The 22,331-nt window shown below is 47.7% G+C and carries 23 protein-coding genes; all 23 read right to left on the bottom strand.

Features of this window, described 5'->3' with window-relative positions:
- Positions 1-91: 91 nt before the first annotated feature.
- The gene (locus tag CWB98_RS18935) at positions 92-496 is read right to left on the bottom strand and encodes a DUF2802 domain-containing protein (protein ID WP_432765895.1); all 405 of its coding nucleotides are present in this window, start codon (positions 494-496) and stop codon (positions 92-94) included.
- A gap of 27 nt (positions 497-523) precedes the next feature.
- Entirely contained in the window at positions 524-1,021 is a 498-nt protein-coding gene (locus tag CWB98_RS18930; RefSeq protein ID WP_010385708.1) for a chemotaxis protein CheW, read from the bottom strand.
- Between the two features lie 24 nt (positions 1,022-1,045).
- Positions 1,046-1,861 carry a chemotaxis protein CheW gene (locus tag CWB98_RS18925; protein ID WP_138546260.1) on the bottom strand — a complete coding sequence of 272 codons (816 nt, stop codon included), beginning with the start codon at positions 1,859-1,861 and terminating at the stop codon, positions 1,046-1,048.
- Positions 1,854-2,639 carry a ParA family protein gene (locus CWB98_RS18920; protein ID WP_138546259.1) on the bottom strand — a complete coding sequence of 262 codons (786 nt, stop codon included), beginning with the start codon at positions 2,637-2,639 and terminating at the stop codon, positions 1,854-1,856. The genes CWB98_RS18925 and CWB98_RS18920 overlap by 8 nt, the downstream gene beginning before the upstream one ends.
- A gap of 54 nt (positions 2,640-2,693) precedes the next feature.
- Complete coding sequence (locus tag CWB98_RS18915; RefSeq protein ID WP_138546258.1) at positions 2,694-3,854, bottom strand: protein-glutamate methylesterase/protein-glutamine glutaminase; 1,161 nt, start codon at positions 3,852-3,854, stop codon at positions 2,694-2,696.
- An 80-nt stretch (positions 3,855-3,934) separates the two neighbouring features.
- Positions 3,935-6,172 (bottom strand): chemotaxis protein CheA, encoded by a 2,238-nt coding sequence (locus CWB98_RS18910; RefSeq protein ID WP_138546257.1) that lies wholly within the window; start codon positions 6,170-6,172, stop codon positions 3,935-3,937.
- 15 nt (positions 6,173-6,187) lie between these two features.
- On the bottom strand, positions 6,188-6,958 hold the full coding sequence (locus tag CWB98_RS18905) for a protein phosphatase CheZ (protein ID WP_054015633.1): 771 nt from the start codon (positions 6,956-6,958) through the stop codon (positions 6,188-6,190).
- 19 nt (positions 6,959-6,977) lie between these two features.
- Positions 6,978-7,361, bottom strand: coding sequence for a chemotaxis response regulator CheY (gene cheY, locus CWB98_RS18900; protein WP_054015632.1), 384 nt, complete (start codon positions 7,359-7,361; stop codon positions 6,978-6,980).
- A gap of 43 nt (positions 7,362-7,404) precedes the next feature.
- Positions 7,405-8,139 (bottom strand): RNA polymerase sigma factor FliA, encoded by a 735-nt coding sequence (locus tag CWB98_RS18895; protein WP_138546256.1) that lies wholly within the window; start codon positions 8,137-8,139, stop codon positions 7,405-7,407.
- A 2-nt stretch (positions 8,140-8,141) separates the two neighbouring features.
- Positions 8,142-9,002, bottom strand: coding sequence for a MinD/ParA family protein (locus CWB98_RS18890; protein ID WP_046003902.1), 861 nt, complete (start codon positions 9,000-9,002; stop codon positions 8,142-8,144).
- The gene (gene flhF / locus CWB98_RS18885) at positions 8,995-10,518 is read right to left on the bottom strand and encodes a flagellar biosynthesis protein FlhF (protein ID WP_138546255.1); all 1,524 of its coding nucleotides are present in this window, start codon (positions 10,516-10,518) and stop codon (positions 8,995-8,997) included. Before flhF ends, CWB98_RS18890 begins: the two co-directional genes overlap by 8 nt.
- Before the next feature lie 20 nt (positions 10,519-10,538).
- A complete protein-coding gene (gene flhA / locus CWB98_RS18880; RefSeq protein WP_138546254.1) occupies positions 10,539-12,635 on the bottom strand; it encodes a flagellar biosynthesis protein FlhA in 2,097 nt (698 codons plus the stop codon).
- Positions 12,636-12,695: 60 nt separating this feature from the next.
- Entirely contained in the window at positions 12,696-13,826 is a 1,131-nt protein-coding gene (gene flhB, locus CWB98_RS18875) for a flagellar biosynthesis protein FlhB (protein WP_138546253.1), read from the bottom strand.
- 21 nt (positions 13,827-13,847) lie between these two features.
- Complete coding sequence (gene fliR, locus CWB98_RS18870) at positions 13,848-14,627, bottom strand: flagellar biosynthetic protein FliR (RefSeq protein WP_138546252.1); 780 nt, start codon at positions 14,625-14,627, stop codon at positions 13,848-13,850.
- 6 nt (positions 14,628-14,633) lie between these two features.
- Positions 14,634-14,903: a flagellar biosynthesis protein FliQ gene (gene fliQ / locus CWB98_RS18865; RefSeq protein ID WP_054015626.1), complete on the bottom strand. Its 270-nt coding sequence runs from the start codon at positions 14,901-14,903 to the stop codon at positions 14,634-14,636.
- Position 14,904: 1 nt separating this feature from the next.
- Complete coding sequence (gene fliP / locus CWB98_RS18860) at positions 14,905-15,645, bottom strand: flagellar type III secretion system pore protein FliP (RefSeq protein WP_054015625.1); 741 nt, start codon at positions 15,643-15,645, stop codon at positions 14,905-14,907.
- Between the two features lie 4 nt (positions 15,646-15,649).
- Positions 15,650-16,021, bottom strand: coding sequence for a flagellar biosynthetic protein FliO (gene fliO / locus CWB98_RS18855; RefSeq protein WP_138546251.1), 372 nt, complete (start codon positions 16,019-16,021; stop codon positions 15,650-15,652).
- Between the two features lie 11 nt (positions 16,022-16,032).
- Positions 16,033-16,434, bottom strand: coding sequence for a flagellar motor switch protein FliN (gene fliN / locus CWB98_RS18850; RefSeq protein ID WP_054015623.1), 402 nt, complete (start codon positions 16,432-16,434; stop codon positions 16,033-16,035).
- Between the two features lie 28 nt (positions 16,435-16,462).
- Positions 16,463-17,557, bottom strand: a complete 1,095-nt coding sequence (gene fliM / locus CWB98_RS18845; protein ID WP_010385680.1) for a flagellar motor switch protein FliM — start codon at positions 17,555-17,557, stop codon at positions 16,463-16,465.
- 9 nt (positions 17,558-17,566) lie between these two features.
- Positions 17,567-18,091, bottom strand: coding sequence for a flagellar basal body-associated protein FliL (gene fliL / locus CWB98_RS18840; protein ID WP_046003912.1), 525 nt, complete (start codon positions 18,089-18,091; stop codon positions 17,567-17,569).
- Positions 18,092-18,135: 44 nt separating this feature from the next.
- Positions 18,136-20,373, bottom strand: a complete 2,238-nt coding sequence (locus CWB98_RS18835) for a flagellar hook-length control protein FliK (protein ID WP_138546250.1) — start codon at positions 20,371-20,373, stop codon at positions 18,136-18,138.
- A 107-nt stretch (positions 20,374-20,480) separates the two neighbouring features.
- Positions 20,481-20,927, bottom strand: a complete 447-nt coding sequence (gene fliJ / locus CWB98_RS18830; protein ID WP_138546249.1) for a flagellar export protein FliJ — start codon at positions 20,925-20,927, stop codon at positions 20,481-20,483.
- Entirely contained in the window at positions 20,927-22,270 is a 1,344-nt protein-coding gene (gene fliI / locus CWB98_RS18825; protein ID WP_138546248.1) for a flagellar protein export ATPase FliI, read from the bottom strand. The genes fliJ and fliI overlap by 1 nt, the downstream gene beginning before the upstream one ends.
- Between the last annotated feature and the right edge of the window lie 61 nt (positions 22,271-22,331).

Here is a 22,331-nt window from a genome sequence, read left to right as displayed (position 1 = left end):
TCGAGAGCGCAAATCGAGGTATAAGAAAGCACACAGCCAACGAAAATGCAGATGTGTTCTGGCGTTTGTCGTTGGCTGATGATGAGCAACCCTATGATTGCTTGTTGTGCAGGGACATTAATAGTTCGGCTTCGGCGCGGGGTAGTTCACACTCGCGCATGATTTCTTCTATGTCTGCGCCCAGTTCAACCATTTTGACTGCGCGTGAATAAATCTTAGCATCAGGATCGTCATATTTTTGCGCAGCCTGTTGCTGGGCCAGATCCTTTGCGTAGTTCTCACAGGCAACCAGACGTTTACCAATACTCAACACACTGGCGCGAACTTCTGCGATTTCACTACGTAAGATAGCGACTTGCTCATTCTCTCGCTTCATATGTTGAAGCAACTTGCCGTGCTCATTATTTTGTTGTTGTACTTTTTTACTCAGCGCAAAAATAAACCCCAAGCACACTAAAGATAGCAGGCTTGAGGCAATGACCAGGAGCAATAAAATCTCGTTTTGGGTTACTGCTTGCACGGGTTATATATGGCTCAACTCATCCCACTCATCATCGCTGAGTAGTTTGTTCAAATCAACCAGGATCAGTAGCTCACCTTCACGGTTCGACACGCCCTGAATAAATTTAGCACTCTCTTCAGTACCAATGTTTGGCGCGCTATCAATCTCGGAGCTGCGCAAGTACACCACTTCGGCTACGCTGTCGACCAAAATGCCGACCACTTGTTTTTCAGCTTCGATAATCACGATACGAGAGTTATCAGTAACCTCTGAACTTGGCAGCCCAAAGCGAGAGCGCGTGTCGATAACCGTAACCACGTTACCACGTAGGTTGATGATACCAAGCACATAAGTTGGCGCACCCGGCACAGGGGCAATCTCGGTATAGCGTAATACTTCTTGCACCTGCATTACATTAATGCCGTAGGTTTCATCCTCTAGCTTATAGGTAACCCACTGAAGGACTTCATCATTACTATCTGCATTTTTATCAGCCGAAAGTATTCTCTCTTGACTCATGATTTTACTCCAGTTAGATGCTAGTTACTGCTCTCGGCTATCGAGGCCATGCTCTAGCAATCGATTTAAATTCTCAACATCTATCAGTGCGCACATTTTTTCTTTAATGACGCCCGCCAGCCATGGCCTTTTACCATCAGCCGTTCGCCATTTAACGTCTTCTGGTTTCAACGTAATATTATTGACCAGATTTTCTGCCAATAGTCCCCACTGGCTATCGCCCAGCATAATCAAGTACTGGTAATTAAGCTTTTCTTCCAGCTCAGGTGTAAACTTCTCCGGCATAACCCAACGTGCAGTATCCACTACATTGAGTTTTTCTTCCCGATTGAGCATCACGCCTTTAAACCATTTTGGCTTACCAAACAATTGATTAACTTCTGTAAGCTGATGTATACCACCAAGCGACTTTAACGGCACTGCCAAAGTCAGCCCGGCAACTTCAAAGAATAACGCCTGAAATTCATTTTCAAGATAGGCATCCCGCGCACGAGCCGGTACAGCCTGTTCAGCTTCTTCTTTGATAATAGTAGTATTTTCAGTTATCTCAAGATCATCAGCCGGGGTTATTACCTGCTCTTGCGGCTCAACCTCATGAGATACAGCCAATTCTGCCGTAGGCTCGGCAGCGACCGGTTCTGGTAATGCATCAGTAACGATATCATCGGCAACGCTTTGCTCAGCCGGGCCTGATGTCGCAAGGCTCTCTTGCGCTTCAGGCACTGATTCCAAAAGCTTGGCGACAGGGGCAAGCGCGACTTCATCTTCCTCTTCTTCGCGTAACAAAGCACCCAAATATTGTTTCATGACCTGTTCATTGGCAAACAGATGCTTACTCATCGCTACCTCTATCAACTTCTGCCAGATGTTCCAATAAGGCGCGATACGCATAAACGCCGCGTGATTTTGGACAATACTGAACTGGCACCTGTTGCGCCAGACTGGCATCTCTGAATTTGGTGTCGACAGGGATAACCCCGGGCCACACTTTATCCTGATAGGTTTCCACCAGAGACTTATATGCTTCAAGAGATGCTTTTGTGCGCTTATCATACATAGTTGGCACTATAGTATATTGATATTGCTTGGAATGCGAACTTTGCATTAATGACATTGTTCGCATCATACGATCAAGTCCCTTTAATGCCAAAAACTCTGTTTGCACCGGGATTAAGATACGTTCGCTCGCAGCCAACGCATTGACCATAAGCACACCAAGCACAGGAGGACAATCGAGGATAGCATAATCATAGTGCTCGCTGATCTTAGCAAGCGCCTTTTTCAGGATAAGTCCCATACCGGAGCGGTTACCCATACTGCGGTCCAACGTAGCAATGGCCATAGTCGCTGGCAGAATATCCAGGTTCTCTATGGTTGAAGGACACAGTGCCTGCAGAATTTCCTCACTGGCCATATTTGAGCCACGAATAAAGATATCGTATACACTGACCTCTAACTCTTCTGAGTCAATGCCAAAGTAGTAAGTCAATGACGCATGAGGGTCTGTATCGATTAACAATACACGCTTCCCCTGAAGCGCCAAGATCCCGCCGAGACTCACAGTAGTGGTGGTTTTACCCACCCCGCCTTTTTGGTTTGCTACCGTCCAGATTTTCACGTTTTTCTTTTATTCCTTCGGCCAAACACAGACAGGTATCCGGGCATATATCAACTATGCACAGCCTATCTCTTTGTTTATTCTGAGTGCAACATCCTGCAAAGCGATATCTTCTGACGAAATACCCGCGCTGGCAACAGCTTGTGGCATACCATATACCACACAAGTTTTTTCGTCCTGTGCCCAGATAGTCGCACCACTTTGCTTCAACATCCTGGCACCATCACGCCCATCTGCTCCCATCCCAGTCAGGATCACAGCAAGCACATCTCCTCCGTATGCTTTGGCGGTACTGGCAAACGTGACATCAACACTGGGTTTATAGGTGATACGTGGACTATCATCTTCAAACACTTTCAGGGTTTTGCTGCCGCCTCTGGCTTCAACCAACATTTGTTGACCGCCCGGCGCAAGATAGGCAACACCAGGTTGCAATCTATCACCCTGTTCTGCTTCTTTCACTTTGATTTTACACAAGCTGTTTAGGCGCTGTGCAAATGCAGGGGTAAATGCCGCCGGCATATGCTGGATCAGCAAGATCGGATGCGGGAAGTTCGCTGGCAGCTGAGTCAAAATTGTTTGTAACGCGACCGGGCCACCCGTTGAGGTGCCAATTGCAACAATTTGATATTTTTTGCCTGACGCCTTAAACGACGCGCCAGTGCTTGGAGTATCTGCCGCTGGTCTTGAAAAAGAACGGTCTGGCTGTGCTATCGGTTTGGCCGCTGAACGCAAACCCGAGGACGCAGCGGTTGTTGTACTCCTAGTCGGTGAAGGCGTTGACGAAGAACTGATCGGGCGGGTAAATCTGCTTACCCGGCGTCTGCCGATCTCTTTGACTTTATTTTGCAAAGAACGGATCGCGTCTTCACTATTACGTGCAATATCCTCGAACTTTTTGGGCAAGAAGTCGACTGCACCTGCGTCCAATGCATCCAGCGTCGCGCTGGCACCTTCACGGGTTAACGACGAAAACATCAGAATCGGGGTGGGCGAGCTTTGCATGATCTGCTTCACTGCGCTGATCCCATCCATCACCGGCATTTCCACATCCATAGTGATCACATCTGGTCTGAGACGAGCAGCCTTATCAACTGCCTCCTGACCATTTACTGCAAAGTCAATCACTTGAATTTCTGGATCTTTTTCTAGTATTTCACTCACTCGACGACGAAAGAAGCTCGAGTCATCTACAACTAATACTTTAACTGCCATTGGCATTGCTCTTTTATTCGTTACAGATCCGAAAAGTGGTGTCAAAGACACCACTTTGTCGGTATAAATTCGCCTGGTTTTTACTTACCGGCGTAATATTTCAACATGCTGGGGACGTCCAGGATAAGTGCGATACCACCGTCTGAGGTGATTGTTGCCCCTGCCATACCTGGTGTACCCTGCAACAGGGCGTCAAGCGGTTTAATTACCACCTCTTCCTGGCCGATAAGAGAATCAACAACAAACCCAACCTGTTTGGTGCCCATCTGAACGATGACGACATGCCCTTCAGCCTTGCGAGCGCCTCTGTCAGCGCCTTTCACAAGCCAGTGTTCCAGATAGAACAATGGGATGGCTTTTTCACGTACTATAATAGTGAGTTGCCCATCAACGACATTAGTCTTAGTCAAATCCAGGTGGAAAATTTCACTCACGCCGGCAAGTGGCAGTGCAAATGTTTGCTGACCGATCATAACCATTAAGGTTGGCAAGATTGCCAATGTCAGAGGCACTTTGATTTCAAGGATAGTGCCCACGCCCAGCTCTGACTGGATATTAACAGAACCATTGAGCTGAGTGATCTTGGTTTTGACCACATCCATACCCACACCACGGCCAGAGATGTCAGAAATTTGTTCTTTGGTTGAGAAACCCGGTGCGAAAATGAGGTTATACGCCTCGTTATCTGATAAGCGGCTTGCCTGGTCAGAGTCAATTACACCTTTGCTGATAGCAATCTTCTTCAGCTTCTCAGGGTCCATACCTGCACCATCGTCACGGATGGTCAACAGAATGTGGTCGCCCTCCTGAGATGCAGATAGCGTAACTGTACCGGTTCTGGATTTACCAGCAGCTTCACGCACGTCTGGCATTTCAATACCATGATCCACAGAGTTACGCACCAAGTGAACCAAAGGATCGGCCAATGCCTCAACCAGGTTTTTATCCAGATCGGTATCTTCCCCTTCCAACACCAGGCTAATGTCTTTCTTAAGACTACGAGCCAAATCACGAACAACCCTGGGGAAGCGACCAAATACTTTCTTAATTGGCTGCATCCGGGTCTTCATGACAGCCCCCTGAAGGTCTGCTGTAACCACATCTAGGTTTGAAATGGCCTTGCCCATTGCTTCGCTGTTGGAGTTATTGGCCAAACTAACCAAGCGGTTACGCACTAGCACTAACTCACCGACCATATTCATGATCTCATCAAGACGTTTGGTATCAACCCGAACTGTGGTTTCAGCTTGCGCGGCAGGTTTTTTCGCTGCTGCTTTGTTATCTGCTGCAGGTTTAGCCTCTGTTGCGGGTTTTGCAGCTGGAGCCTTGGCTACTGGCGCTGGTGCGGGTTTAGCTACAGGTGCTGCCGGCTTAGGTTCTGGCTTAGGCGGCGCCTTCGCGGTTTCTTTAGGCGCTGCTACGTCTGCTTCTGTCGACTTTGGCGCTTGCCCCTTACCATGTAACTCATCCAGTAAGGCTTCAAATTCGTCGTCATTAATTTCATCGTCATCACTACCTGAAGCTTGTGCTTTCTCAGGCGCGGCAGGTTGTGCGGGAGCCTTTGGTTGCTCTGCAGGAGACTGCTCAGGCGTTGCACCAAACTTACCAACGCCGTGTAACTCATCTAACAGGCTGTCAAATTCGTCGTCAGTAATGTCACCGTCATCGCTGCTCGACGAGCTCGGTGCCGCGCTCGGTTTAGCAGGTTCTTGTGAAGCCGCAGAAGGGCCATTTCCTGAACCATGTAGTTCGTCCAGTAAACTTTCAAACTCTTCCTCGGAGATTTCATCAATGCTGTCTGAGCTTTCACCCGAAGGCTCGCTTACAGGATCGGATGGCGCATCAAAAAGCACATCGTCTGCACTGGGAGTCGCGACGACTGGCTCAGGCTCAGCTGCGGCTGGAGCAGCAATCACTTCATCTTCAGATTCCGGCTGACTAAGTTGGTGTAAAACCTCCAACAGATGGGGATCCGCTGGCTCGGGTTGTTCGCGGTTTTGAATACACGAGAACATTTCGTTGATGGTGTCCAGTGATTGTAAAATCACATCCATCAGTTCAGGCGTCACATGACGCTGTCCTTGACGCAGGACATCAAACACGTTTTCCGCACCATGACAAGCATCCACCAGTTCGGTCATGCTTAAAAAGCCAGCCCCCCCTTTGACGGTATGGAAGCCTCGGAAAATGGCATTTAACAGCTCTTTATCTTCCGGGTTATTTTCTAGTTCGACAAGCTGCTCTGATAACTGTTCGAGTATTTCCCCAGCTTCAACAAGAAAGTCTTGTAAGATATCTTCATCGACTTCAAAGCTCATTCGCATACTCTCCTATTAGAAGCCCAAACTCGACAACAGGTCATCAACTTCATCCTGCCCGGATACGACATCATCTCGAGACTCAGCGTCCATTATTGGACCCTCTGGACCTGACAACTCATCAGCAACGGGGGTGGCTTTAGTTTGTGACTGCGGCTGGGCTGCAGTTTGTTGACTTTCATCTGCACTGCCGAAGACAGTCAACAAGTGAATAAGGCTGTCTTCAACTTCACGAACCAGCTCTATAACACGCCGGATCACTTGTCCGGTTAAATCTTGATAATCTTGCGCCATCAGTACGTTGGTCATCAGACTTTGTAATTCATCTGTACGACCTCTGGACGACTGCATAAAACTGTCAAGATCGTGACATAAAGATTTGAACTCTCCAAGCTGGATATCCCGGCTCATCAGTCTGTCCCAAGTGGGTTTGATTTCAGAGAGTTCATCGGCAAGTTCTTGGGCTAAGGGAAGACTCGCTTCTACGGCATCCATGGTTTTGTTGGCAGCGCTTTCGGTCATTTCCATGACATAATTGAGGCGCTGCTTTGCATCTGGAATGGCTTCTGTCGTGAGATCAGCTAAGCGGGTATCTAACTCAAAGTTTTTCAACGACTCATGAAGTTGTCGAGTCAGCTTACCCACTTCAGCGAATAGCTCTGATTGTTCTTTGTTGGTGGCCTCAATTAATATCTCATCAGCCTTTTCCTGCTCACCTTGTTCAAGGTATTCAACGAGCAGTTTAGCCTGTTCCAGAGTTATCTGTGGCACAGAAGATGTTGACATAAGCCTACCCTTTTCAATACTAGCCTAAACGTTCGAACACTTTTTCTAGCTTGGTTTTCAGGGTTCCTGCCGTAAACGGTTTAACGATATAACCATTAACTCCAGCCTGGGCAGCGGCGACGATTTGTTCTTTTTTCGCTTCCGCTGTAACCATGAGTACTGGGATGTGTTTAAGCTTGTCATCAGCACGAATTGCACGTAACAAATCGATACCTTGCATGCCCGGCATATTCCAGTCAGTTACGACGAAGTCGAAGTCCTGATTTTGCAACATTGGAAGTGCCGTACTGCCATCATCAGCCTCTTGAACATTGGTAAAGCCTAAGTCTCTTAGCAGGTTTTTGATTATTCTTCTCATCGTAGAGAAATCATCAACCACGAGAATTTTCATGTTCTTATCCAAAACTTCCTCCGGTGAGGTTTGAACCTATATTGTAAAACTTACTCTAATTGATCCAGTCATTGATCTTTGCACGAAGCTTAATCATTGCTTGACCGTGAATCTGACTCACTCGAGATTCGCTGACCTCTAAAATCGCGCCAATCTCTTTTAAATTCATCTCGTCGTTGTAATACAAAGACAACACCAGGGCATCGCGCTCGGGTAAAGTCTTGATAGCATTGACTAACGACTCGTTAAAGCGCTCATTTTTAACATTATTGAATGGTTTGTCTAGCGCAAAATCGTTGCCTGCGGGAGAAATTACATCTTCGTCGACCCCAAGATCTTCGATACCAATAACTTTACTCGCATTCACATCATGTAAAATATGATGGTACTCATCCAGCGTAATATCAAGTTTTTCAGCGATTTCAGTATCTTTTGGTTCACGCCCAAGCTGAGCCTCAAGCTCAGCAATGGCTTCAGCTACCATTCGGCCATTTTTGTGGACAGAGCGTGGGGCCCAGTCACCGCGGCGGATCTCGTCAATCATGGCGCCACGAATTCGAATACCAGCAAACGTTTCGAAGCTTGCTCCTTTGCTTGCATCAAAGTTTTTACAAGCTTCGATTAATCCAATCATGCCTGATTGAACCAAATCGTCTAGCTGAACGCTGGCTGGTAACCTAGCTAACAAATGACAGGCCACCTTCTTTACCAAAGGTGTATGACGCTCGACCACCTTATTGAGGTGGTCCGTCGTTTTGTATCCCGCCATGCGGTTGACCGGTGAAGCCATCGTTAACCGTTTACCAATTGCTCGATAAAGAATTCCAAATGACCTGATGGTTGATGAGGGATGGGCCACTTGACAGCTTTGCTTGCCAGGCCTCTAAATGCCACAGCAGCAGGTGAATTGGGGAAAAGTTCAACGATGGTTTTTTGACGTCGCGAAGATTTACGCATATTTTCATCAAATGGGATCGTCGCAACCAGTTCCAGGGCAACATCTAAAAACCGGTCAGTGACTTTGGATAATTTAGCGAAAAGCTCTTGCCCTTCCCTTAAACTGCGTACCATATTGGCCACAATTTTAAACTTATAGACACCATGTTCACGGCTTAGAACTTTAATCAACGCGTAAGCATCGGTGATCGAAGTTGGCTCGTCGCATACCACAACTAGAACGTCCTGAGCGGCGCGGGAGAAGCTCAAAACCATATCAGAAATACCTGCTGCGGTATCGACAATTAAAATATCAAATTCGCTACTGAGTTCGCTAAACGCTCGGATCAGGCCCGCGTGTTCAGCAGGAGTTAACTCTACCATACTCTGCGAGCCAGATGTCGCTGGAACAATGCGGATGCCAGCAGGACCCTCAACCAGGATTTCGTCTAGTTCACATTCTCCAGACAATACATGAGATAAATTTTTCTCTACCCTTAAGCCCAGCATGACATCACAATTGGCCAGACCTAAGTCAGCATCAAGCACCAAGACCCGATTACCCTGCTGTCCTAATGCAATGGCAGTGTTAAGGGATACGTTGGTTTTACCTACACCACCTTTACCACCAGTCACTGCGATTACTTTTACACTGTGGTTATTTTTTTGGTTCATTCTCCGCAGGCCACTTGCTTGATCTAAAACTGTATTAATCATACATTCCTACTGTCTGGGACGCCACTGGTACACGTCGCGAATGTTGTGCTTTTGTTCTCTTTAAATACAATTGCTCAGCCTTTTTGACTAACTTCTGAGCGTTTGCCACGCGAATATCTTCAGGCACTCGCTGACCATTGGTAAGATACCCTATTGGCAGGCGATTTTGAATCGCTATGCTAATAATCTCACCTAAACTTAGACTTTCATCAAGTTTTGTAAAAATACAACCACTTAAATTGACTTTTTTGAAGTGGTTTACGGTCTCTTGCAGTACATGCATTTGTGCTGTTGCACTTAATACCAGGTAACTGCGAATGTCAACACGGCTGCTGCGCATCAAAGTGTTTAACTGCTCAGTTAAACGCAGGTCGCGCTGACTCATTCCTGCCGTGTCTATTAATATTAGACGCTTATTGCGTAAATGATAAAGAACCTCTGCAAGTTCATTGGCATCTTTTACTTGCTTAACGGGACAGCCAATGATCCGACCATAAGTTGCCAATTGCTCATAAGCACCGATACGGTAGGTATCTGTGGTAATCAATGCCACATTATCAGCACCATATTTTTGTGCACCCAGCGCTGCCAATTTTGCAACCGTGGTGGTTTTTCCTACCCCAGTTGGTCCAACCATGGCATACACACCACCCTGACGTAAGATATCATTGTTAGTGGTATGCATCTGATTGACGACCATATTAAGCAATGCATTCCACGCTTCTTTGCGAGACACATCATCCGGAATAAAACAGGCCATCTGCTCAGCAACTTCTGCACCAATCCCCATGCCTTTAAGGCGTTCCACGAGACAAGCACGAGTTGGATCTCGACGCGCCATTTCCTGAGTCATCAGGCCGGACAACTGAAACTCAAGTAGCTGACGGATCGCATTCATTTCATCGCGCATAGAAGACATTTCATCATCTTTGGCTTTTTTCTGCTCAGTAGGTTCGTCACCAAACCCCTGCTCCAGATCATCACCAAATTCCCAGGACGTGCTCTCCTGGCGTGCGTCAAAACTATGACTCGGCGTCTCATAGCGCTGTTGACGTGCCGTCTGAGGCATGGCCTGAGCAGGGGCTTCACTGCGTTGTTGAGACCCAAACATATCATCGGTATTGATACCAGATTGAGAAAACATCGAAGCAAGCTCAGGCGACTTAGGACGAGGGGCTTGGCGCTCAAGTAAGGCTTCGAGACTATCTGCAACTTGCGCCTGCTTTTGTGGTTCCGCACGGCGAGGTTGAGGGCGAACCATTCTGGCTGCTTGATTATAGCCTTGCTGCGCACTTTGCTGAGGCGCAGCCTGACGAGGAGCAACTTGCGCTGCTGGCTGTTGAGACGCTGTCTGAGGCTGTGGTGCAGGTGTGCGGTCATTGTCTACTGCCGCGACGATCTCTACACCGTCAGCCAGTTTCTTATTTGACATAATTACCGCATCAGCGCCTAGCTCTTCTTTCACTTCTTTCAAAGCCGTACGCATATCTTTTGCAAAAAAACGTTTAATTTTCATGGTCAGCCCCTTTTAGTCCTCTACTGTCCAACTGAGCTCACTATCTTAATTTGTCTCTCATCCGGTACTTCCTGATACGACATCACTCTGAGTCCCGGGATGGTGTGTTTTACAAATCGTGACAGCACACTTCTTAACATACCTGAGGTTAATAAGATGGACGGCTCGCCGAGCATTTCTTGCGTTTGATGGGCTTCTCTTAATGAACCTTGAAGCCGCTCTGCAAGGCCTGGCTCTATGCCTGCCCCCTCATCACCTGCGTTCTGAAGTGACTTATGCAACATCTGTTCCAACTCAGGCGCCAATGTTATGACAGGAATTTCATCAGCCCCGCCAACCGCATCCTGCACTATGAGTCGGCGCAGTGAAATACGCACCGCAGCCGTTAATACATCGGGGTCCTGACTGCGTGGCCCATACTCAACCAGTGTCTGAACAATGGAGCGCATATCACGAATTGCAACGCCTTCGTTTAACAAATTTTGTAGCACTTTTACTACGGTTGTCAGAGGTAAAACATCAGGAACCAGACCTTCGACAAGGCGTGGATGACTCTTGGCCAGCATATCCAACAGATTCTGAACTTCCTCATGACCCAGCAGTAAAGACGCATTATTCGTCAACAACTGGCTAATATGAGTAGCAACCACCGTGGCTGCATCCACGACGGTGTAACCCAGTGAGTGAGCTTCATCTTTCTGTTCAGGCTTGATCCACACTGCTTCCAGGCCGAAAGCCGGATCTTTAGTGGCAACGCCATTAATTGGGCCAAACACCTGACCCGGGTTAATTGCCAGCTCATCACCATGTTTCAGCTCACCATCACCAGAGCCCACCCCCATCAGGGTAATACGATAGGCATTCGGGTCCAATTCAAGGTTATCTCTAATGTGAACGGGTGGTACAAGGAAACCGAGCTCCTGTGATAACTTCTTACGCACCCCTTTAATACGATTCAACAGCTCACCGCCTTGTGACTGATCAACTAAGGGGATCAGGCGGTAGCCGACTTCCAGGCCAATCACATCAACCGGCTGTACATCATCCCAACCTAATTCTTTTTGTTCCTGCTGCTGAGCAGCAACAGCGCCGCCTTTCGATTCTTCAGCTTCCTGCTCTTGTGCTTTAATTTTTTGTTGGTGTGAATAATAAGCCAGATAGCCAATGAGTGCGCCTAAGCCCAGAAATGCAACATGTGGCATACCAGGTACTAATCCCATGACAATCAGTATCCCAGCCGCGATAGACAAGGATTTCTCGTTGCCTAGCTGCTGGGTCATTTGCTCGCCCATGTTGTGTGATTCGTTCTGACGAGTGACAACAATCGCAGTACCAATTGACAATAATAACGAAGGAAGCTGAGCTACAAGACCATCACCTATCGTAAGTAAGGTATAGACTTCCATGGCTCTGCCAAAGCTCAAGTCATGCTGCACCATGCCCACAAACAGACCGCCAATGATGTTAATGGCGAGGATTACAATCCCCGCTATTGCATCCCCTTTTACGAATTTACTGGCACCATCCATTGAACCGTAAAAGTCTGCTTCACGCGTTACTTCTTCACGTCTTGCTCTGGCTTCATCTGCCGAAATGAAACCGGCATTCAGGTCTGCGTCAATTGCCATTTGTTTACCGGGCATCGCGTCCAGGGTAAAACGGGCTGATACTTCGGAGATACGGCCAGCACCTTTAGTGATAACCACAAAGTTGATGATGATGAGGATCAGGAAGACCACCAGACCAACTGCGTAGTTACCGCCAATTACAACGGAACCAAATGCTTCGATCACTTTACCGGCTGCATCTCCGCCGTTATGACCTTCCAGTAGTACCACGCGGGTACTGGCAACGTTCAGCGCTAATCGTAAAATCGTCGCGATCAGCAATACTGAGGGAAACATGCCAAATTCAAGCGGCTTCATGGTGTAAACTGTGACTAACAGAACAACCAGGGCCAGGGCGATATTGAAAGAGAACAAGATATCCAGCAGGAAAGGTGGCATAGGTAACACCACCATGCCCAATGCCGCCAGTACCAACACTGGGGTACCGACGCCTTTGGCATACTCTTTTTTATCTCGATTAATCTGCTGTAAAACCGCTTTAAAATCCATAACTTACAAACCACAAATTATTGACGCAGTTACATTAAAGCAAGTTTAATACCAATTAGCTTAGTGTTTTAGTTCATCTGGAATGGGGAGATCTTTTTTCAGGGCAACGGGCCGCTTGCCCCGCCCTTTGTTGAACTTTTTCAACTGGAATACGTAAGCCAGCACCTGCGCTACAGCAGTGAACAGCTGTTGTGGGATTTGGTCGCCCACCTCTGTGGTATGGTACAAAGAACGAGTCAGAACAGGCGATTCGACAATCGGGACCTCGTTACCTTTAGCGATTTTACGGATCTGCATAGCCAGTTCATCAACGCCTTTCGCTATGACCATAGGTGCTCCTGCTTTTTCAGTGTCATACTTGAGCGCGACAGAATAGTGGGTTGGGTTGGTTACAACCACATCGGCATCAGGCACTTCCTGCATCATACGTCGCTGGGACATCTCACGCTGTGTGCGCCGAATACGGGCTTTGATCTGAGGGTCACCCTCAGAATTCTTATACTCGTCTTTTACCTCTTGTAGCGTCATCTTCAGCTGTTTGTGATGATTGTAGCTCTGATATGGCGCATCAATCGCGGAGATGATGATCATCGTGCAGCTCAGTGCAAGAAACATCCAGGCCAAAATTTCCAGCGAGTGCAGAATGCTGCCAGGAATTTGTTCGATACTCAGATGCAATATCTCATAGAAGAATACCTTAATTAGTAATATTGCGAACCCGGCGACCAGCACAAATTTGAGGATTGACTTAACCAACTCTACCGCTGCCTGAGGCCCAAACATACGTTTGATACCTTTTACTGGTGACATCTTACTCGGTTTGGGTGCCGCAGCTTGCCAGCTAAAGTTGAAACCACCCAACAGGGTATTGCCAATTATACCTGCCACCATAATTATCAAAACGAACATACTGAGCGGAAAAAGGATCTCAGAAAATGCATCACCCCAAACAGAAAACATTTTAGTGGTGTCATAGGTTTCATTGCGGTTCAGTGTAAACATGCGACCCATCATGTTATACAGGCCTTTGGCAATATCAGCGCCATACAACAGCAATGCGACGGCCGAGAATATGAGTACGAACGTTGTACCCAGCTCTTTTGAACGCGCAACCTGCCCTTTTTTTCGGGCGTCAGAAATTTTTTTGTCTGTGGGTTCTTCCGTGCGTTCCTGACCAGAATCTTCTGCCATCTTCTTGCTCCCGGTACTCGATTACACCGTGCAACCAATCAGGTTGCACATCAGCTCTGTCATTTTCAGCCACTGGAACTCGTATTGAATAATAAAGTTCCCCATCGTCATCCAGATGATTAATAAGCCAGCCACCATAGTAAAAGCAAATCCTACCGAGAAAATATTCATCTGCGGCGCAGCGCGGGTCATTATGCCAAATGACAAGTTAATCAGCAGCATGGCCGTTAAAGGTGCCAAAGACAACGCCAGGGCTGTGGCAAACAGCCAGCTTCCCCAGGTGACTATCAGCCAGTAGTTATCGACCACCCACCAGCTCCCATCGATAGGCCAGGTCTGGAAGCTATAGACCACCATGTTGATCATCATCAGATGGCCATTGAAGACAAAAAACAATAACGTCGCCAGGATCAGATAGAACTGACCCACGGCTGGTACGCTCAGGCCATTGGCGGGGTCAACCACAGACGCAAAACCTAACCCTGTCTGCATTGCCAAGATCTGTCCCGCAACAATAAAAGTATTTAGCAGCAATACCGAGGCGAATCCAATCGCAACCCCGACAATGATTTCATGTGTCACCACTAATATCATGGCGAAGGAAAATAAATCAGTAAACTGAGTTTGAGGAATAGCAGGCACAACCGCCACAGTCACCACAATAGAGAGAGCAAGCTTTACCCGAGTTGGGACACTTTGGGCGCCTAAACCGGCCATAATCATGATCATGGAGCTGATCCGGATAAACGGCAACATGTAGTCACTCAGCCACTGTATGATGATTGCTAAGGGGTACTCCATAGTACTTTACCCCGCAATTTCAGGGATCTGAAGTACCAACTGGTTGAAAAAGTCCATCAGCACCTGCACCATCCAGTGGCCACCGAAAATCAATGCCACAATGGTAATGATAAGCCTGGGTAGAAAGCTCAGGGTTTGTTCGTTAATCGACGTTGCGGCCTGGAAAACAGCGACCACCAAACCTATCATCAGGCCGGGTAGTACAATAGCGGTTACTAATTTGATTACAATAAATAGCGAATCACTGAGGATGTCGACAAAAACTTCTGGTTCCATGTCACACTCCTAAGCCAAAACTTCGCGCCAGCGTTCCCATGATCAAAGACCAACCATCAACCAACACAAACAGCATAATCTTAAATGGCAAAGCCACAATCATAGGCGAAAGCATCATCATACCCATCGCCATCAAGACACTGGCAACCACCAAATCTACTATCAGGAAAGGGATAAAAAACATAAAGCCAATGATAAAAGCGGTCTGTAATTCACTCGTAACAAAGGCCGGGATTATCACCACAAACGGGGTGTCTTCCGGGCTATCCAGTTTATCGTAACCGGCTATCTTGGCAAATGTTTCCAAATCCTTTATCCGGGTCTGAGAAAGCATAAATGCTTTGATTGGCTCTTTGGCCTCCTGCAATGCCTGTATCGACGTTAATTCTTCGTTCAAATAAGGCTGCACTGCGCGGTCATTAATCTGATTGAAGATTGGCGCCATAATAAAAAAGGTCAGAAACAGCGACATGCCCACCAAAACCTGATTTGATGGCGATTGCTGCAAACCAATTGCCTGACGTAATATCGCCAAAACCACAATGATACGTGTGAACGAAGTCATCATAATCACAGCAGCTGGGATAAAGCTCAGTGCTGTCATGATGGCCAATACCTGCAGGGTTACAGAGTATTCCTGAGAGCCATCCGGATTAGTTGTAACACTCAAAGCCTCAATACCATCAGCAAAGGCATTTGATGCAAAGAAAAACACACTGATGAGGAGGAGAATTCGGATCATACGTTCATTTCTTATTGTTATTTGCGCCCGACATTAAGCGACTGAGCTCTTTGGCAAAGGGCGCCGTGGGTGTCACCTCTAATGGTGACTCTAACTGATATAAATAATTGATACTGTGTGGCGTGACACCGAGCAAATGCTGCTTTTCGTCAATTTCTATCACCAGCAGGCGCTCCTTACTGCCAAGTGGTAAGCTTCGTATCACCTTAAAATCCTGACTGTTACCTAGGTTAGGATTGAAGCGCTTCACAAGCAATGCCAAGCCAATGATAGCCAGCACCACAAAGGCCAATGACAGGCCAACCGATAATAACTCACTGCTGAGCCCGCCTGGTGGCTGCGCTGCAGCCACACTGGAGAACATTAAAACACTCATTATCCGAGCTGCTAGCGAAGCTTCTTGATACGTTCGACCTGGCTGATCACGTCAGTCAGGCGAATACCAAACTTATCGTTTACAACAACCACTTCGCCGTGCGCAATCAACGTGCCGTTAACCAGTACATCCAGAGGTTCACCCGCAACCCGATCCAGCTCCACAACGGACCCCTGGTTTAACTGGAGTAAATTACGGATATTGATTTTAGAGCGGCCCACTTCCATCGAAATGGTGACCGGGATATCTAAAATCGTATCGAGTTTGCGCTTTTCATCTGCACTCAGATTGGCGCCACTGTCCTGTAACTCTTCCAGTTCTGCAACTTCGGCTTCAGCACCATCCTGGTCAGCTTCCTCGGCCTCTGCAAGTGCAGCCGCCCATTCGTCCATTGTATCTTGATCATCGCTCATGCACTGACTACCTTAATTAACTTCTTCATCACCAATCCAAATCCACACCTTCAGACAGATGCAGATCTTCTTCTAATTCTGCCAACTCGGCATCCGAGTCCAGCTTCTTGCCGCCCTTTGTAAAGACGTGAAGTTCAGACTTAACAGATTCTGGACGCTTAATCTTCTCGCTGATCTGCAGCGCCACATTATCGCGGGAACGCCCCATTTTAGCCCGGAAAGTCGGCAGCTCTTCCACAAACACAGTGATATGCTCGGGCATTTCAACGGGGATAATATCACCCGCTTTCAACTGCATGATCTGATCCAGAGACAAATCTACCTCGAGTAACTGCGTCGACAGCTCGACCTCGACATCCATAATTTCGTCACGCAGCGCCTTACTCCAGCGCAGGTCAGTATCTTCGGTGTCTGACTGGACACCCGCATCGAGTAACTCCCGAATAGGTTCGAGCATTGAGTAAGGCAAGGAAATATGGAAATCGCCACCCCCGCCGTCCAGCTCGATATGGAATGAGCTGATCACCACAACCTCGGTAGGTGACACTATGTTCGCCATAGCCGGGTTCACTTCCGAGTCCAGATATTCAAACGACACATCCATGACCGGTGCCCAGGCTTCTTTGTAATCTTCAAAGATAATTTTGAGCAGCATCTGAACTATCCGCCGCTCTGTTGGCGTAAACTCTCGCCCTTCAATTTTTGCGTGATAACGCCCGTCACCTCCGAAGAAGTTATCGACCAGTATAAATACCAGTCGGGCTTCCATGGTGATCAATCCAGTCCCCTTAAGAGGACGAAACCGCACCATATTCAAACTGGTGGGAACAAACAGAGTATGGATATATTCGCCAAACTTGAGCATTTGCACACCGTTGATAGATACCTCTGCGGTGCGACGCATCATATTGAACAAGCTGATCCGCATATGACGGGCGAATCGCTCATTAACAATTTCGAGGGTCGGCATACGACCACGAACGATTCGGTCCTGCGACGAAAAGTCGTATTGTAGGGCGTTACTCGTCCCACCATCATCACTATCGGGGACTTCTTCTTCTTCGACTTCATCAACGCCATGCAATAAGGCATCGATTTCGTCTTGTGATAATAAGTCGCTCACTGACTCTTCCTACTGCATTACAAAACCGGTAAATAATACGCGTTCAACCACTTTACTGCCTTCCACACTCTCCATTGCGGCCTGAACTTTGTCTAACGCACTCAGTCGCAATGTTTCTTTACCTGCGCTGGTGCTCAATTCGTCGGCTGTGGTGGTAGAAAACACACTCAGCAAGGTCCCCTCAATCAGAGGAATATGCTTTTTAGCCACCTCTTCATTGACGTCACCGCGTACAAGAAGTTGTACTTTAATTTGTACGATACGATCCCGACTTGCACCGGGAACGTTAAATACAAATGGTCTAGGCATAGCAACATACAATGCACTGCCTGTCTGTGCCGCATTTTGCTGGCTAGCCTGCACCTGTTGCTCAGTCGTTTCTTCGGCCAGCGATTCGGGGGCTTCATCTGACCCTGCAAATAAAAAGTAGCCTGCAACTGCGGCCAAAACAACAACCACAGCGGCAATAATGATGATTAATTTCTTCTTCGAGCCACCCGTCTCTTCTATTTCTAAATCGCTTTCTTCTGCCATATTCGCGCTTCTTTAAATCACACTAACCTTAATCATAGCAGCTGTTACGCATAGTAATCTATTGCTGAATCACTTTGCCGTCTGCTAGTTGTTGATTGTTGGCCGTTATTTTGCGCTTCACTGCCATTATTAGCAAGTGTTCCATGACCTTGGGATGCTTCCTGCTGCTGTTGCTCACCGCCCTGACCTTGCTGAATGTTACTTTCTCCAAGCTGGATCCCTTGCTCAGCCAACATCTCTCTAAGTTTCGGCATGGACTGTTCTAGTTGCTCTTTGGCTTGCTGGTTTTGCACAACAAAGTTAACCTGAGCCTGCTCCCCCTCAGAGCGTATACGTATCTGCATACTGCCCAATTCAGGCGGATCTAAGCGGATCTCAGCTTCCTTGTTGTTGATATTGAGCATCATATTAACACGCTCTTGTAAGGCCTTAACCGCGTCATTTCTGGCAATATTAATGGCCTGACTGACGGCAGGGTCTGTCTGCATGGCTTTTTGGTTAACAGCACTTTGCTGATTGACCTGCTGACTCTGTCTCACCTGCTCAACCTGCGCCAGCATTTCATTGAACTCGTGCTTCATCCCCTCGTCTGGGCGCTCACCACGAATTGTCTTAAAAATATTCTCAACAGGTGCGGGCATTGCACTACGTTGCTGTGAATTCTGCTGCTCCGATTGGCCCCCTTCTTTTTTGAGCTGAGCTAACTCGGGGTGTTCACTTTCTAATGAGTCTGACACCACTGTTTGCTGCAAGTTTTCTTTACCCTGAGATTTTGCATCTGCATTGTTCACACCCGTCTGACTTAGCGCAGCGGCTTGTTTATTCACTTTATCAGGCGTAACCGGATCTGCTTTGCCAAGCACTTTAGCGTCTTTTTCAGCAACCTCTGATTGTTTCAGCTTATCCGTTACCTCTGCCTGTTTGGCGCCTGACTCTGCAGTTGTTTGTGGTTTGTTCCCGGCACTCTCCGTAGGCTTGGTCTCAAGCTCTTTCAACAGCTGCTGCGCCTTCGCGCGCTGCTCAGGTTCACTTAGCTCGCCACTTTTTAACTGCGCACGCAGGTTCGTCTCCAGTACTTGCTTTTGATCAGGGGTGAGAGAGTCAACCATTGCCTTCAATTCAGTGGTCGATGTCACAGATGCACTGCTTTTTGCTGGTTGCTGAGATTTCATGACCAACTCGTTATCCTGTACGCGCTCTTTATCTCCTTGAGGGGCAGTAATAACGGGACCAATCTGATCAACAGGGCGTCGAGACTTCCCAGCACTCGTTGGCTGTAGCTCACTCACATCGCTGTGCGCAGTACTAATATGTGTAGGTGCGCTATCAAGCGAAGACTGCAGTCCAGTGTCGTTCTTTACTGACTGCACTTCATTTGCAAGTTTCACAGCGGTCTCTGTGTTACCTTGTTTACCAGTTGCGGTGTTTGCAGTTTGTTTTGCGCTATCAGCACTCTCACCTTTCGCAAGCTGAGCCATGGGGTCCAGTTTAACATCCCCCTCTGCTGGCTTGTTTTGAGTCTGTAACCCTGCTTCATCTGTCGGCTGCGTGATGACAGGGCCTATCTTATCAACTCGTTTTGCAACAATCGGGTCACCCGGCTTTTCTACCGATGCTTCACCTTGGCCAAGTTTGCCATTGGCGTACAGGCTGGCGTCTAGAGTTGGCTTTTTCACCGGACCATTTTGCGCTTCAGCATCGACTGAAACATCAGTCATCTCAGTGTCATCGCTATTTTTCTCAACGGGTGAGGGTAAAACAGGCCCGATACCATCAACCGGCTTTTTACTGTCCTGACCGGATACCTGCTCAGCTTTAGACAAGTAATCTTTCAGCGCTTTGGGAACCGGTGCCAGGTTTTGTGCTAAATCGGTACTTTGTGCATTCGATGACTTGATCTGTAACAGCAAATCATCTGCATGGTTGCCGCTGGTATCTGTGGCTGTATCACTGTCCGAATGAACGACCGTACCGGTGACCATTTTCGGATCTGTCTGACCGGGGAGTTCTGAATCATCCAGCTTTAAAGGCTCATCTGGCAGCGTTTTTTTACCAGCGGGAATCTGGCTGTCATCCAACCCCAAACGGCGGTCAAGGCCACCGGGCAAAGGCATATACTCTCCCGTCTCATCCGCGTTTGACTGCGAAGCCTCATCGCTGCTGTCTTGCTCTGCCTGAGCTAACATTGCGAGAAAACCCGAGTCCTCGGATTGCTCCGTTTGATCCTTTCCCTTCGCCGAAACTCCGTTATTGATTGCTACTTCTAGCGAAACATTGACCATACTCTCACCTTTATATGCGGCAACTTCACGCCGCTAACCGGATTAAATTGATGTGCTGTAATAACTTTGCAAAAAACACGCCATTATTGTGCATTTTTTGATATACCTTAGTAAGCCTGCTTACGACGCATAAATATATTTGTCGCAAACTCGTCAAGCATTTTTTGCTCAGCTTTAGCAAGCCTCTGCTGCTGCTCCAGCGCTTTTTTCTCGATCAGCTTAGCGATGGCTTTGGCCTTGACTTGCTGCTCTAACCATAACTTGCGGCGTTGGTCGACCACCCGTTTGGCCGTGGCCACTGTGTTGGCCTGCTGGCGAATGGCTTCTTCAATTTTGTTGATAAATGCATGATATTGGCCAAACCCGGCACTGGACAGGCCCTGCAAAGCCTTTTGATGCAGCTGCTGACTGTACTCAAGGCGAAATTCGTTCAGACCAGTGAGCTTTTGCTGGTTAGCGTGAAAATTTTGCTCTGCCTGGATAAAGTTGAGGCGAAGCTTTTCTTCTTTCTCACTTTCAAGTTTATAAAGTAAATCGAGTTTATTATTTGCCATTAGCCTTGTCCCAGTAGTTGTGCCAGGCCTTGCAGACATTCATCATAGTGCAGAACATCTTTCATGCCCTGCTGTAAGAAGGCATTAATATTTGGCATCATATTAATGGCCTGATCTAGCATAGGATCACTCCCCTGCTGATAGGCTCCTAACGTGATCATGTCTTTATTCTGTTGATACATGGAATATACCTGCTTGAGTACCCTGGCCTGTTGCATATGACTGTCTGACACTACCTGAGGCATCACCCGGGAAATAGATTTTTCGATATCTATAGCTGGATAGTGGCCGCTGTCAGCGAGGTCACGAGATAAAACGATATGACCATCAAGAATTGCACGTGCAGAGTCCGCAATCGGGTCCTGCATATCATCCCCCTCACTCAGCACGGTGAAAAAGGCGGTAATGGATCCCTGTCCTTCTCCCCCGTTTCCTGCACGTTCAACCAAAGCCGGCAGCTTGGCAAATACCGAAGGCGGATAACCTTTCGTTGCCGGCGGCTCTCCCACTGCCAGTGCGATTTCACGTTGCGCCATGGCGTAACGAGTTACTGAGTCAAGCAACAACAGTACATTCAGCCCCTGGTCACGAAAATATTCAGCAATTGTGACTGCGCTTTCACACCCTTTGAGCCTCATCAATGGAGACGCATCGGCAGGTGCCGCGACCACCACGGAGCGACGCCGCCCTTCAACGCCTAATATTTCATCAATGAACTCTTTAACTTCTCGTCCCCGCTCACCGACCAGACCAACAACGATGACATCCGCCTCACTACCGCGTGTCATCATGCCAAGCAGGACTGATTTACCAACACCACTGCCCGCAAACAGGCCCATCCGCTGCCCCTGGCCGACCGTCACAATAGAATTAATTGCACGTACACCTACATCCATAGGCTCTTTGATTGGGCGTCTGGCCAATGGGTTAATGGCTGACTGTGCAAATTTAAGGTGAGTTTCGGCCTCAATGGTCCCTAAGCCATCCAAGGGACGGCCAAGGCCATCTACGACCCGACCCAACAGGCTCATACCCACAGGCAAACCTGCTTCTTTGATCTGTGGGATAACCCGGGCACCGGGTAGCACGCCTGAGATATGATCGTTCGGCATCAGGTAGAGGGTATCCTGATTAAAGCCAATGACTTCAGCATCCACAAATCCACGTATTGTTTCTATTTTACACTGACTTCCAACCGGTGCGTTGAGACCCTTAGCCTCCAAGGTTAAGCCAACGACACGAGTCAGGCTGCCCGCCACCGCAACGCCGTATGGTTGAATGTGTTTTTGAAATTTTTGCAGGCGCTCAGCCAGTGGCTGCTCTGATGAACTGGATATTGTCATTTGCTGTCAGTGAAAAATTGAGATAGTTCACTCATGCAAAAATCTAACCAACTTTGATAAA

Source organism: Pseudoalteromonas rubra (assembly GCF_005887115.1).
GTDB lineage: Bacteria > Pseudomonadota > Gammaproteobacteria > Enterobacterales > Alteromonadaceae > Pseudoalteromonas > Pseudoalteromonas rubra_F.
The sequence above is the reverse complement of the archived record's forward strand: the minus strand, read 5'-3'. Positions and strand labels throughout refer to the sequence as shown.

What these genes read in the sequence shown, in the direction of transcription:
- CWB98_RS18930 (WP_010385708.1), bottom strand. Translation starts at nt 1,021, where the DNA reads ATGAGTCAAGAGAGAATACTTTCGGCTGATAAAAATGCAGATAGTAAT.
- CWB98_RS18925 (WP_138546260.1), bottom strand. Translation starts at nt 1,861, where the DNA reads ATGAGTAAGCATCTGTTTGCCAATGAACAGGTCATGAAACAATATTTG.
- CWB98_RS18915 (WP_138546258.1), bottom strand. Translation starts at nt 3,854, where the DNA reads ATGGCAGTTAAAGTATTAGTTGTAGATGACTCGAGCTTCTTTCGTCGT.
- CWB98_RS18910 (WP_138546257.1), bottom strand. Translation starts at nt 6,172, where the DNA reads ATGAGCTTTGAAGTCGATGAAGATATCTTACAAGACTTTCTTGTTGAA.
- CWB98_RS18905 (WP_054015633.1), bottom strand. Translation starts at nt 6,958, where the DNA reads ATGTCAACATCTTCTGTGCCACAGATAACTCTGGAACAGGCTAAACTG.
- CWB98_RS18895 (WP_138546256.1), bottom strand. Translation starts at nt 8,139, where the DNA reads ATGGCTTCACCGGTCAACCGCATGGCGGGATACAAAACGACGGACCAC.
- CWB98_RS18890 (WP_046003902.1), bottom strand. Translation starts at nt 9,002, where the DNA reads ATGATTAATACAGTTTTAGATCAAGCAAGTGGCCTGCGGAGAATGAAC.
- flhF (WP_138546255.1), bottom strand. Translation starts at nt 10,518, where the DNA reads ATGAAAATTAAACGTTTTTTTGCAAAAGATATGCGTACGGCTTTGAAA.
- flhA (WP_138546254.1), bottom strand. Translation starts at nt 12,635, where the DNA reads ATGGATTTTAAAGCGGTTTTACAGCAGATTAATCGAGATAAAAAAGAG.
- flhB (WP_138546253.1), bottom strand. Translation starts at nt 13,826, where the DNA reads ATGGCAGAAGATTCTGGTCAGGAACGCACGGAAGAACCCACAGACAAA.
- fliR (WP_138546252.1), bottom strand. Translation starts at nt 14,627, where the DNA reads ATGGAGTACCCCTTAGCAATCATCATACAGTGGCTGAGTGACTACATG.
- fliQ (WP_054015626.1), bottom strand. Translation starts at nt 14,903, where the DNA reads ATGGAACCAGAAGTTTTTGTCGACATCCTCAGTGATTCGCTATTTATT.
- fliP (WP_054015625.1), bottom strand. Translation starts at nt 15,645, where the DNA reads ATGATCCGAATTCTCCTCCTCATCAGTGTGTTTTTCTTTGCATCAAAT.
- fliO (WP_138546251.1), bottom strand. Translation starts at nt 16,021, where the DNA reads ATGAGTGTTTTAATGTTCTCCAGTGTGGCTGCAGCGCAGCCACCAGGC.
- fliN (WP_054015623.1), bottom strand. Translation starts at nt 16,434, where the DNA reads ATGAGCGATGATCAAGATACAATGGACGAATGGGCGGCTGCACTTGCA.
- fliL (WP_046003912.1), bottom strand. Translation starts at nt 18,091, where the DNA reads ATGGCAGAAGAAAGCGATTTAGAAATAGAAGAGACGGGTGGCTCGAAG.
- CWB98_RS18835 (WP_138546250.1), bottom strand. Translation starts at nt 20,373, where the DNA reads ATGGTCAATGTTTCGCTAGAAGTAGCAATCAATAACGGAGTTTCGGCG.
- fliJ (WP_138546249.1), bottom strand. Translation starts at nt 20,927, where the DNA reads ATGGCAAATAATAAACTCGATTTACTTTATAAACTTGAAAGTGAGAAA.
- fliI (WP_138546248.1), bottom strand. Translation starts at nt 22,270, where the DNA reads ATGACAATATCCAGTTCATCAGAGCAGCCACTGGCTGAGCGCCTGCAA.